Genomic DNA, 12155 nt, shown 5'->3' with positions numbered 1-12155 from the left:
AAAGCGGAGTGGTAGGCATTGCCGCTATGATGGCTGTATGGTTATCCGCATGTTCGTTCATCGGAGCGGGAGTGGGAGTGGGAGGTACAGCTACAGATAAAGCTAGCACGCAGATGGAGAGTAAGCCAAGCCCCAAGCGGATCACGAAGACTGACAAGAACGTGGTGGTTGGTTTATCCATCGATACCTTGCTCGAAGAACGCTGGCAAAAGGATCGCGATTTGTTCAAAGCTGCCGTAGAAAAGCTAGGTGCACGCATCGAGGTGCAAGCCGCGAACGGCGATGATGCTTTGCAGCTTGCACAAGCGGAGAACTTAATTTCGCGAGGCGTAGACGTGCTGGTAGTTGTGCCACACAATGCAGAAGTATCCGCAGCTATCGTGGAGAAAGCACACAAATCAGGCATCAAGGTTATCTCTTATGACCGGTTGATCGTTAACTCGGATGTTGATTTATACATATCTTTCGATAATGAGAAAGCCGGGGAATTGCAAGCCAAAGCTATCGTCAAAAGGGCTCCGAAGGGCAACTATGTCCTCATTGAAGGAGCCGATACGGACAATAATGCACACATGTTCAAGAAAGGGCAGATGAACATTCTAAAGCCGCTCGTGGAGAAAGGCGATATTAATATCGTATTTGATCAAGCGACGAAAGAGTGGAAGCCTGCGAACGCATTGGCGAACATGGAGCGGGCGTTAATTGCCAATCAAAATAAAGTGGATGCGGTTGTTGCCGCGAATGATGCGACTGCAGGCGGGGTGATTCAAGCGTTAGCGGCTCAGAAGCTGGCAGGTGTGATCCCTGTTTCTGGACAAGATGCTGAGCTTGCAGCCGCGCAGAGAATCGTCGAAGGCACGCAAACGATGACGGTTTATAAGCCGATTCGTAAGCTGGCCGAAACGGCAGCTGAACTGGCTGTGAAGATGGCCAAGGGCGAGAATGTCCATGCAGATAAACAAGTTAATAATAAAAAGATTGACGTTCCTTCGATTTTGCTTGATCCCATCGCGGTCGATAAATCGAATATGGATACGACTATCATTGCAGATGGCTTCCATTTGCGTGAAGACGTTTATAAAAATGTGAATCAGGGGCTAATCACAAAATAGTATAGCATTGTTCAAAATAGTGCTAATTTAAAGCGGTTACATTGGAAAAATCCCGGTGATATACTCAGTTTGTAGTTGGCGCACAGCCAAAACAAATGAGAGGGGTATTACAAATGAAACGAAGTGTGAAAGCGATTTCTCTGATGTTAGTGGTTATATTTTTAGCCGTGATGGTCGCAGCATGTGGGAACGCGAGCTCTAAAGTAAGTGTCGGGATTGTATTGCCTACCAAAGATGAGCCAAGATGGGTTCAAGATGAGCAGCGCTTCAAAGACGCATTGAAAGGTTCGAAATATACAACGGAAATTTTGTTCAGCCAAGGCTCCTCGGCGAAAGAGAAAGAAAATGTTGATGCATTGATTGCAAAAGGAATCAAGGTGCTGATCATTTGTCCACAAGACGGTGACGCAGCAGCAGCTGCTGTAGAATCAGCTAAAAAAGCGGGTATCCAAGTCATTTCCTATGACCGCTTGATTACGAAAACAGACGCTGTGAACTACTACGTGACATTCGACAGCATCGCGGTTGGTAAAGCACAAGCGCAATACCTCGTTGATAAAGCGAAGCCAGGTCAACCCTTGTACTTGTATGCAGGTGCAGCATCTGACAATAATGCTTTCTTGTTCTTCGAAGGCGCTTGGCAAGTGCTTCAACCGAAAATTGCTGATGGCACTTTCAAAATTGCCAACTCCAGTGAAGCTGTTGCACTGAAAGGAACTGCAAAGCTGACTCGTGAGCAAATGAGTAAAATTATTGGGCAAGTCACGACGAACTGGGATGCTAACGAAGCGAAAAACAAAGCGCAAACGCATTTGACAGCTGCAGCAGCTGACATGAAGGGCGATGTAGCGATCCTGGCACCAAATGATGGTACAGCACGTTCAATCGCAGACGTATTCGGAGCAGATAAAGCGGTTACGAAGTTCGTTGTCACAGGTCAAGATGCTGAGAAAGCTTCAATCCAATATGTGATTGACGGCAAACAATCCATGACAGTGTTCAAAGATGTTCGTACTCTCGTGAAAGATGCAATGGGTATGGCAGTAGCGATCCTCGATGGCAAAACACCTGAAACAACTGGTTCTTACAATAACGGCAAAATTGATGTAAAAGCGAAGCAAACGAATGTTATTGTCGTTGATAAAGCGAACGTGAAATCCGCACTCGTAGATTCTGCTTACTACCAAGCATCCGATTTCAAAGGATTGTAAGTGTAAGATCACATAGCTTGGAAGGAATAGTGATAGATGCGTCTATCACTATTCCTCTATTCCAGCAGTCGTTTGGCTAAGGAGAGCAGGATGATGAGCAACTATTTGTTAGAAATGAACAATATTTCGAAGGAATTCACGGGTGTGAAGGCACTTGCGAACGTTAATTTTAAAGTCGATAAGGGCGAGATTCATTGTTTGGTAGGTGAAAATGGTGCTGGCAAATCGACCTTGATGAAGGTGCTTAGCGGTGTTTATCCTCACGGCACTTATGCGGGAGATATTGTTTTTGAGGGCAAGGTTCAGCAATTCTCGAAGATCAGCGACAGTGTGAAGACGGGCATCGCCATTATTTATCAAGAGTTAGCGCTATTCCCGGATCTTACGGTTTATGAGAACATTTATGCAGGCAATGAAGTGAGAAAAGGCATGATGGTCGATTGGAATCAGACGATCCGTCAAGCCAAAGAAATGCTTCGTAAAGTAAAGCTGGATGTGAATCCAGAAGTGCTCGTGAAGGATTTAGGGGTTGGGAAGCAGCAACTCGTTGAAATCGCTAAGGCGTTAAGCAAGGATGTGAAGCTGCTCATTCTCGATGAACCGACCGCTGCGCTAAATGAGAAGGAAAGCGAGAACTTACTAGAGCTACTCCGTGAGCTGAAAAAGCAAGGCATTACGAGCATCATGATTTCGCATAAGCTCAAAGAGGTTACAGCTATTGCGGATCATATCACCGTTTTACGAGATGGTAGAACGATTTGTACCCTAGATGCTGCCTTAGGTGAAATTTCGGAAAGTGTCATTATTAAAAACATGGTCGGTCGTGAAATTGACGATATTTACCCGAAAAGAATGACGAAAACCTTCGGCACGAACATTCTCGAAATCCAAAACTGGACGGCTTACGATCCTCAACTGGGTCGGGACGTTGTGAAGAACGTGAATTTGCATATAAAAAAGGGTGAAATTGTCGGTATTGCTGGTTTGATGGGCTCAGGTCGAACGGAGCTGGCGCAAAGTATATTTGGAAATCCCAAGGCGTATAAACTCCGTGGCGAGCTCCTAATGGATGGAGTAAAACAAACATTTCAACATCCGCGGGATGCCATTAAGGCAGGTATCGCTTATGTAACGGAGGACCGGAAAGGTGACGGCTTATTCCTCATTCAAGATATCAAGCAAAACATTTCCGTTGCCAACCTGGAGAAGATTTCTGAAAAAGGCGTCATTCATCCGAATGAAGAAGTGAAAATATCGAATCAATTTAAGCAGTCCTTAAATATTAAGGCGCCTTCCGTGGAACAAATTGTAGGTAATTTGAGCGGGGGAAATCAACAGAAAGTATCACTTGGCAAATGGTTATTCGTGAATCCGAGCTTACTGATCTTAGATGAGCCTACACGCGGCATCGATGTAGGAGCCAAATTTGAAATTTATACGATTATGAACAAGCTGATCAGAGAAGGGATGAGTATTATTATGATCTCTTCAGAGCTCAGTGAGGTGCTGGGAATGAGTGATCGTGTATATGTCATGGCCGAAGGTCAAATAAAAGGCGAGCTGCCCATCGAGGAAGCGGATCAAGAAACAATTATGAAGCTTGCGACGCAATAGGAGGAAGACCCGTGCAATTTTATAGTGAAGCGAAATCGCTAATTAAAGTAAATATTCGAGAATATGGGATGTATATTGCCCTATTCATCATTATGCTGACGTTCTCCATCATGACGGATGGATTGTTCATGTCTTCGCGAAATATTAGCAATCTCATTGATGCAACAGGTTATATCGCGGTTCTAGCAGTAGGGATGACACTTGTCATTGTGATTCGACATATTGATTTATCCGTAGGCTTTGCTGCGGGATTCTTAGGTGCCATTGCGGCCGTGCTTTTATCACAGGCTGGCGTACCTTTTTATATCACCATTCCGATTATTTTGGTGCTTGGCATCATTGTAGGTTTATTTAATGGTTTATTGGTTGCACAGTTTGGAATTCCATCGTTTGTCGCTTCGCTTGCAGGCATGTTGATTTTCAGAGGGGCGCTATTGCGGGTTACTGAGAAGACTGGTACCATTATTATCAAAGATGAGCATTTTAACGCCATTGGGAACGGCTTCATCCCTGCGATCGCAAAGGTCGGTGGATTGAATCTACTTTCCTTGATTTTAGGCGCGCTAATGATCGTGCTGTATATTTACAGTGAACTGTCAAAACGAAATAATAAGTTGAAATACAATTTTGAAGTCGTTTCTTCCAACATTTTTATCATAAAAGTTATTTTCGTTTCCGCCATTATCGCCTATATTACTTGGATTCTAGCCGGATATAACGGCTTTTCCTGGACTGTCATCGTAGTTATGCTCGTTGTTGCCTTATATCACTTCTTGACGACATCAACGGTGTTGGGCAGACATATTTATGCGGTGGGCAGTAATCCCGAGGCAGCGAATTTGAGCGGGATAAGCGTGAAAAAGATTACCTATATCGTGTTTGGATCGATGGGTTTACTGTCTGCGCTTTCTGGAATTTTGTTCACGGCACGTTTGCAGTCCGCAACAACGACCGCTGGAACACTGTTCGAGCTTGATGCGATCGCGGCAGCCTATGTTGGCGGTGTTTCGGCTGCAGGCGGCGTTGGTAAAGTGACAGGCTCCATTATTGGTGCCATCGTGATGGCTTCGCTATCGAGTGGGATGAATTTGATGGGAATCGGCATTTCCTACCAATATATGATTCGTGGGGCGGTCTTGGCTATCGCAGTTATCTTCGATGTCGTCACCCGGAAGAAAAGAGCTTAATTAAAATGACTATTCATACCCCTCAAGGTCTTAGAATTAGTCTTGATGTACCGACTAGCTTTGGTCTTATGGCGAGATTATTTCCTAGCATTAGGCCAAAGCAAATCCTAAAAACGACCGAAGACATCAGTTTAATGTCCGCAGCATTAGGTTTTGTCACAGGCTTGATATGTTTTATCTTACAGTTAAGCCCTGAGCAAATCGGACTCTTCACGTTGATGGCCATGTTGGCAGGCATCTATTTCAACGCGAGCGGCCTCATCTTATCTCCATTCGTTCAATTAGGGGCGGCCTTTAATCGGATCTATGCCTACTTTTTGCCTACGATTATTTCGACGATTGTTGGTTATATGCTGACAGGCTGGCAAGGTGTCATTGCCTATTTGCTTACGAGATGTATGGCTGGTTGCGTTTCTACGATGGTTGGGATGGGATTAACAAAACGTTCTATCGCCACAATAGGCATTGCCTACACAACAATTGAAAGGAATTTCTTTCATGCTTATCGATTTCATGCCGTTCAGATGGGGAAATCGATGAGCTTAGAGGTATCGTTTGAGGAGTTAGACGAAGCCTTCTGGCGTGAAGCGTATGATGACTATGTGCAAAATAATCCGAAAGCTGTGCAGCGTTTCAGCGCATAGGTTCCTAGCAAGCGATGTTCCGCAACAGGGGCTTCGCTTTTTTGTCATTCCTTGGTGCTCGCGCTATAATGAAGGCATTCATTGGAAAGCGGGGATTTTCTTGAACGAGAAGGATTGTATCATGCTGCAATTTTTGGCAGAAGAACAAAGTCTGACGAAGGCTGCAGAACGGCTGTATATTACCCAACCTGCGCTAACCTACAGGATCCAGCAGATGGAGAAAGAATATGGTGTTCCTATTATTGCTAAATCTAGCAAGGGCGCACGTCTCACACCTGAAGGAAGCTATTTGGTGGAATATGCGAGAAAGACGCTTCTTGAGTTAAATAAAATGAAGGATTTCATTACAGGAATGCGTAATGAGATGAAAGGCACGCTTCGATTAGGTGTTGCTAGTTACTTTGGACTGTACAAGCTCCCGCCATTACTCAAAAAATTTAAAGATGATTATCCGGATATACAAATTCATGTTACATCTGCGTTAAGTCCTGAGATTCTAGATCTGCTTCATCAAGAAGCAATCCATGTGGGCATTATCAGGGGAGAATACCCTTGGTTTGATGCGAAGAGTCTTCTTCATGATGAGCATATTTACATCATTTCCAAAGAAGAAATTGATATGGCGCTACTTCCGGAATTGCCGCATATTCTTTATCATGAGCCAAGGATTAAAGCGATGAGTCAGACGCATGCACCTTTCAGTGAAACGATTCAGGCGTGGTGGCATGAATGGTACGATTCGCCGCCAACGGTGACAATGCGAGTAGATACATATGAAACCTGTAAAGAAATGGTCAAGCAGGGACTTGGTTACTCGATTGTCCCTGGTGTTTTCATCACACCTCAAGATGGATTGAATGCCATTCATTTGGTTCGGAAAAATGGCGAGCCTATCAAGCGGAATACATGGATGATGTACAGGGAATCATCCTTAGATCTTGCGATCGTTGATCGCTATGTACAGTTCATGAAAAACCAGCATATGTGAGCATGATCGTAGTGTAGACATCGCCTTCTGGCGGTGTCTTTTTACGTCTTTGCCATAAAATAATTTATGGGCTCGTCACAAAAACTATTGATTGTACAACTTTGCAACAGACCGATAAAATATTCATAAAGTTACATAATTATTCACTAATTCGTTTGAAATAGAATGATCAGGCAACCATGAGAGAATGACTGGAGGAGAGTTATTTGAGTAAATTGTTAAGTACGACGAAGAGAACGATCGAAGAAGCTGTGGATACACGTGATGAACAATTACGCCGCATCGCTATGCATATCCATGCAAATCCAGAGCTTAGCTTCCATGAACACCAAGCACAAGGTTGGTTAACCGAACCCTTAATTGAAGCGGGTTTTGAAGTAGAGCAAGGGATCGCTGGTCTTGAAACTTCATTTCGGGCAACGTGGGAAGGCCAAGCAGGCGGACCAACGATTGCGCTACTTGCTGAGTATGATGCGCTCCCTGTCATCGGCCATGCCTGTGGTCATAATTTGATTGGAACAGCTGCTGTGGGAGCTGCGCTGGCTTTAAAGGACGCTTACCCAGAGCTGCCTGGCAAAATTGTTGTGTTAGGAACGCCGGCTGAGGAAGAAGGCGGAGGCAAGATCATCATGTGTGAAGAAGGAGTCTTTCGTGACATCGACGCCGTTATGATGTGCCATCCGCAAAACAAAACGATGGTTTTACGAGGCGCTCTTGCTTGCGTGGATGCAACATTTACGTTTCACGGTAAGCAAGCTCATGCTTCATCTGCGCCTGAGAAAGGCATCAGTGCACTGGATGCACTGATTAATGCCTTTGTAGCCATCAATTCGATCCGGCAATTTGTGAAAGAGGATGTAAGGATTCACGGCATCATTACAAAAGGCGGGGATGCACCCAATGTCGTTCCTGAGCTGTGCGAAGCAGTCTTTATCTTGAGAGCTTCGACTGTTGAGGAGTTAGCAGGTGTAAGAGAAAAGGTGTATCGCGCCGTCCGATGTGCAGCTGAGGGTGTGGGTGCAACCGTTGATATTGCAGAAGGACTCATTTATGCGGAGCGGAACAATAATAAAGCGTTGGCCCAGCTGTTTCAACGTAATTTAGAGGAAATGGGCGTTGAAGTATCAGAACCTCCTCTGAAAGGGGGAGTAGGTTCTTCCGACATTGGTAATGTCAGCCAAGTCACAGCGGCCATTCACCCTTATATCCGACTTGGTGATGCGACCACGCATACGCCCGAGTTTGCTGAATTGGCTGGCTCAGAAGCCGGCATGACCCAATTGAACCTAGCGGCAAAAGCGCTTGCCATGACTGCTTATGAATTATGTGTCGATAAAGCAGCGTTTGAGCGCGTCCGCAATGAATTTACACAATGGAAAAGCAATAGAGAGGGAGGCAATGGACATGGATAGCACAGTAAAAACGAATTCATCATCCAAAAAGGGCTTGCGCCATTATTTGAAAATGCCGCATACATTCGTCATTCTAATTATTCTGGTATTCGTAGCTGCTGCGTTAACCTATACCATTCCTTCAGGAAAATTTGAACGCATGAAAGACAGTGTGACAGGGAAGTCACTTCTTGTACCTGGCTCTTATCATGAGGTAGCTTCAAGTCCTGTAAGCTTCATTGAAATACCGAAAGCAATTGTACATGGGCTAGTGGCGTCTGCAGATGTCGTCTTCTTTATTTTCATTATTGGCGGAGCTTTTCAAATTATTACGTCTACGGGCACGATTGAAGCTGTCACCTCCAGAGTGGCAAAAACGTTTGCCACTAAAGGCAGATGGGTTATTCCAATCTTCCTGATGTTATTCTCGGTTGGTGGTTTTACGATGGGGATGTCGACGGAAGTGATGGTGTTTGTACCGATCGGGATTGCGATCGCACGTGCTCTTGGATTTGATGCTTTGACAGGCACTGCCATGATTTCATTAGGTGCTTCTTGCGGCTTTACGGCAGGGATTCTGAATCCTTTCAATGTGGGATTGGCGCAAGCCATTGCGCAAGTGCCGATGTTTTCAGGAGCATGGCTGCGGATTATTTTATTGATATGCTTAATTACAGTGACTAGCTTGTATCTGGTTCGTTACGCAGGTAAAGTAAGAAAGGATCCATCTAAAGGGATCGTGTATGACCTTGAGCAATCTGCGGCAGCGGGTGAAAAAGTAGATTTTACTAAGCTGCCAACGATGCAGCTCAAGCACTATTTGACCATTGCAGCAGTTATCATTGGGTTTGGTCTCGTCATTTGGGGAGTTTCCAAAAAAGGATGGTGGATGGAAGAGCTAGGTGCGCTATTCTTGTCCATGGGCATCATTTCTGGGTTCTGTTCAGGCTTCGGACCGAGCCGAATCGCTAGCGAATTTGTCAAAGGGGCAAGTGCAATCACGTATGGTGCTTTTATTATCGGGATTGCTAGAGGCATCATGGTTGTGCTTGAACAAGGTAATGTCATCGATAGTATTGTGAGCGGGTTATCTATATTAGTTGGAGATTTGCCTGCTTCCATTCAGGTGCTGGGGATGTATGCATTCCAAAATGTGATGAACGTATTCATCACCTCGGGTACTGGAATGGCTGTCACCACAATGCCGATTATGTCTCCGTTATCCGATTTGCTTGGCATCACCAGACAAACGTCAGTTCTTGCTTTCCAATTAGGAGACGGAATTTCAAACATGATTCTTCCTACTTCATCGGCTCTTATGGGTAGCTTGGCTGTATCAGGGATATCGTATCAGAAATGGGTGCGCTTCTTTTGGCCGCTTATGACGATGTGGTTAATTATTGGAGCGGTATTTATTATTGTAGCTAATATCATCAACTATTCGTAAAAGGACAAGGTTGCGCTCGATTATCGGGCGCTGCCTTTTTTGAACCAATTTGATCGTATAGGTCGCTCCAGTAATGAGGAGAATATAACCATTATGACAGATTCAATAATTACGGGAATAACCAAAGCCAAAGGCCGAAAATTCCTATACCATTTCACAAGAGTAAGTAATTTGCCTTCGATTGCACGTTTCGATGAATTATTGTCCAGTTCTCAAATTAATCCCGAGTCTTCAGGTGAGCGACGTAAAGAGCCGGTAAAAGTGAATGTTGATGCTTATTCTGTAACGATCAATGCCCATCTTCGGATCCCAGACAGCATGATTGATCCTTCAACGTCTCAAGAGCAATTTCGAGCTCATCTGGATCGGCACGTCTTTTTTTGGCCAACGCTAAGGGATTGCCAGAAAATGATGGACACCTACTCGCGGAGGGAACCGGAGGAAGGGTTTGCCGTCTTGAAATTTGATGCGTCTGCCATATTAGTAGAGCATGCTTCAAGCGTGTTTCTATCCAAATATGACTCGGGCAGCTCCCCGCGGTTTCCAGCAAACTGTACGTATAAGAAAAGTGAGGCTATGTTTCTTCCTTTGAATGATTTTAAACGTGTAACTGATCGCCTCATACCTACAAAAGCTTCTGAAATAAAAGAGGTGCTTATTACAGAGAAGGTTCAGAATGTCTCGAAATATTTGGTAGCCATTTATGTTAAAGAGGATAATGCAGTTCCTGAGCGTTGGCGCCATCTAGCACTGCCTTGGCAGGACTTGCAAGCATGACGGATGGCGGATTTTATGACATTTGTATGGATAAAATCGCCACTGACATACCATCCTAAGATTAGCTGTTTATGCATGATACTTAGGGGGAGAACACTTTTGAAACTTACTTCGGAGCAGATGATTACCCTGCATGGCTTCAATAATTTAACCAAATCGCTGAGCTTTAATATGTACGATATCTGCTTCACCAAAACGAGAGAAGAGCGCGAAGCTTACATCGCTTATATAGACAAGCAATACAATGCGGACCGTTTGACCTCTTTATTGAAGACGGTTGCTGATATTATTGGGGCGCATGTGTTAAATATCGCTAAGCAGGATTATGTGCCGCAGGGATCTAGCGTGACCATGCTGGTTTCGGAAGGACCCATTGAGCAGGAACCGAACGAATCGTTCGAAGAGTCGCCAGGCCCGCTGCCGGATGCGGTCGTTATGCATCTCAATACGAGTCATATCACGGTACATACTTATCCTGAATATCACCCTGACGAAGGGATCAGTACATTCAGGGCCGATATCGATGTTTCTACGTGTGGAGAAATATCACCGCTGAAGGCGTTGAATTTTCTGATACGATCATTCGATAACGACATTTTGACAATGGATTACAGAGTCAGAGGTTTCACGCGGGACATCAGCGGACACAAGCTGTTCATCGACCATGAAATCAGCTCCATTCAAAACTATATCCCGATGGAGATTCAGGATTTATATCAGATGATTGATGTGAATGTGTATCAAGAAAATATTTTTCATACCAAATGCAAGCTCCGAGAGTTTGATCTCAACAACTATTTGTTCGGGTACACGAAGGATACGCTGAGCAGGGAAGAGCAGCTAGAGATTGAGAAAAGTGTTAAGTGGGAAATGGATGAGATTTTTTATGGGAAAAATATGATTTTCAATTAAGGTTGAAAAGGGTTTGGATGCAGGGATTGCTGCGCCAGACTCTTTTTTTGTCGAAAAGTGGCGAAATCACGTGGGGATTATGCTAAAATAAGGCTGTTTGGGGAGTTGTATTTATCATACATTCTACAAGTGGGGATTGGGGTTAGGATCATGAGTAGTCGTAACAAGACGTTATGGACATTAATTGTGTCACAGATCGTGTACGTCATATTTGTACTTGTTTGGATGTTTATCGCGGGGATGTCGGTCATGATGTTTGACGCTCCAGACGCAATCAGCGATGTGACAACGTGGCTTATTTTTATCGCTATCTTGGTGTATCCGCTTGGACTGTGCGCAGCTATCATCGGCGGATGGATTAGTTTTTCGCGTCGGCGTTTCAGAGCTGCAACCATCTGGAATTGCATCCCGCTTCTTTGGATCGTGCCGATCGTCGGGTTTTTAGTTTTTGCTAATATTACATGAAAAAAAGGATGGGGAGAGCTTGCCTACTGGGCAAGCTTTTTTTAGATAGTCGATGCGTCGCCTAATATAAATTCCAAATTCCAATAGGACGGCGTAGCCATTCATTTCGTTAGAAATCAAATAGATGGATTTTCTGCATCTAATTATTTGAAATCTCCCTTGAAATTTCAAATAATTGGATTTTATCCATTTATTTTCTGGCAAATTAGCCAGAATGAAAAAATACAGCAGAATTAACTACATGTTTTCCAGCTAAACTGAATTTTCGAGGGAAATTGCTTCATTTAGCTGTATATTTGCACCTAGAATAAAAAGTGGACGTCTCTTAGTGTAGAATTAATAATAATCTTAACTATTAACTAAGAGGTGTTTGTCCATGAGTGAATCAAGACAAAGATATAATGAAA

11 protein-coding genes are annotated in these 12155 nt (G+C 44.2%); all 11 read left to right on the top strand.

Annotated features, from left to right (window positions below):
• Window positions 1–26: 26 nt before the first annotated feature.
• The 11 genes from xylF to AC58UX_RS21870 all read left to right on the top strand — a co-directional run bounded on the left by xylF (window position 27) and on the right by AC58UX_RS21870 (window position 11748).
• A complete protein-coding gene (gene xylF, locus AC58UX_RS21920; protein ID WP_497257246.1) occupies window positions 27–1112 on the top strand; it encodes a D-xylose ABC transporter substrate-binding protein in 1086 nt (361 codons plus the stop codon).
• A 113-nt stretch (window positions 1113–1225) separates the two neighbouring features.
• Window positions 1226–2323, top strand: a complete 1098-nt coding sequence (locus AC58UX_RS21915; protein WP_497256632.1) for a sugar ABC transporter substrate-binding protein — start codon at window positions 1226–1228, stop codon at window positions 2321–2323.
• 93 nt (window positions 2324–2416) lie between these two features.
• Entirely contained in the window at window positions 2417–3937 is a 1521-nt protein-coding gene (locus AC58UX_RS21910) for an ATP-binding cassette domain-containing protein (RefSeq protein WP_497256630.1), read from the top strand.
• An 11-nt stretch (window positions 3938–3948) separates the two neighbouring features.
• Entirely contained in the window at window positions 3949–5124 is a 1176-nt protein-coding gene (locus AC58UX_RS21905; RefSeq protein ID WP_497256628.1) for a sugar ABC transporter permease, read from the top strand.
• 5 nt (window positions 5125–5129) lie between these two features.
• Window positions 5130–5768, top strand: coding sequence for a hypothetical protein (locus tag AC58UX_RS21900; protein WP_497256625.1), 639 nt, complete (start codon window positions 5130–5132; stop codon window positions 5766–5768).
• On the top strand, window positions 5725–6756 hold the full coding sequence (locus AC58UX_RS21895) for a LysR family transcriptional regulator (RefSeq protein WP_497256623.1): 1032 nt from the start codon (window positions 5725–5727) through the stop codon (window positions 6754–6756). Before AC58UX_RS21900 ends, AC58UX_RS21895 begins: the two co-directional genes overlap by 44 nt.
• 206 nt (window positions 6757–6962) lie before the next feature.
• Window positions 6963–8168, top strand: coding sequence for a M20 family metallopeptidase (locus tag AC58UX_RS21890; RefSeq protein WP_497256621.1), 1206 nt, complete (start codon window positions 6963–6965; stop codon window positions 8166–8168).
• Complete coding sequence (locus AC58UX_RS21885) at window positions 8161–9594, top strand: YfcC family protein (RefSeq protein ID WP_497256619.1); 1434 nt, start codon at window positions 8161–8163, stop codon at window positions 9592–9594. Before AC58UX_RS21890 ends, AC58UX_RS21885 begins: the two co-directional genes overlap by 8 nt.
• Window positions 9595–9687: 93 nt before the next feature.
• On the top strand, window positions 9688–10371 hold the full coding sequence (locus tag AC58UX_RS21880) for a DUF7002 family protein (RefSeq protein WP_497256617.1): 684 nt from the start codon (window positions 9688–9690) through the stop codon (window positions 10369–10371).
• Between the two features lie 99 nt (window positions 10372–10470).
• Window positions 10471–11283 (top strand): adenosylmethionine decarboxylase, encoded by an 813-nt coding sequence (speD, locus tag AC58UX_RS21875; RefSeq protein WP_497256615.1) that lies wholly within the window; start codon window positions 10471–10473, stop codon window positions 11281–11283.
• A 150-nt stretch (window positions 11284–11433) separates the two neighbouring features.
• The gene (locus tag AC58UX_RS21870; protein ID WP_497256613.1) at window positions 11434–11748 is read left to right on the top strand and encodes a hypothetical protein; all 315 of its coding nucleotides are present in this window, start codon (window positions 11434–11436) and stop codon (window positions 11746–11748) included.
• Window positions 11749–12155 lie beyond the last annotated feature (407 nt).

It is taken from the genome of Paenibacillus sp. J22P90, from assembly GCF_059692195.1.
The sequence above is the reverse complement of the archived record's forward strand: the minus strand, read 5'-3'. Positions and strand labels throughout refer to the sequence as shown.

Coding starts and splice junctions, on each gene's coding strand:
- xylF (WP_497257246.1), top strand. CDS start 27: ATGATGGCTGTATGGTTATCCGCATGTTCGTTCATCGGAGCGGGAGTG.
- AC58UX_RS21915 (WP_497256632.1), top strand. CDS start 1,226: ATGAAACGAAGTGTGAAAGCGATTTCTCTGATGTTAGTGGTTATATTT.
- AC58UX_RS21910 (WP_497256630.1), top strand. CDS start 2,417: ATGAGCAACTATTTGTTAGAAATGAACAATATTTCGAAGGAATTCACG.
- AC58UX_RS21900 (WP_497256625.1), top strand. CDS start 5,130: ATGACTATTCATACCCCTCAAGGTCTTAGAATTAGTCTTGATGTACCG.
- AC58UX_RS21895 (WP_497256623.1), top strand. CDS start 5,725: ATGTGCAAAATAATCCGAAAGCTGTGCAGCGTTTCAGCGCATAGGTTC.
- AC58UX_RS21885 (WP_497256619.1), top strand. CDS start 8,161: ATGGATAGCACAGTAAAAACGAATTCATCATCCAAAAAGGGCTTGCGC.
- AC58UX_RS21880 (WP_497256617.1), top strand. CDS start 9,688: ATGACAGATTCAATAATTACGGGAATAACCAAAGCCAAAGGCCGAAAA.
- AC58UX_RS21870 (WP_497256613.1), top strand. CDS start 11,434: ATGAGTAGTCGTAACAAGACGTTATGGACATTAATTGTGTCACAGATC.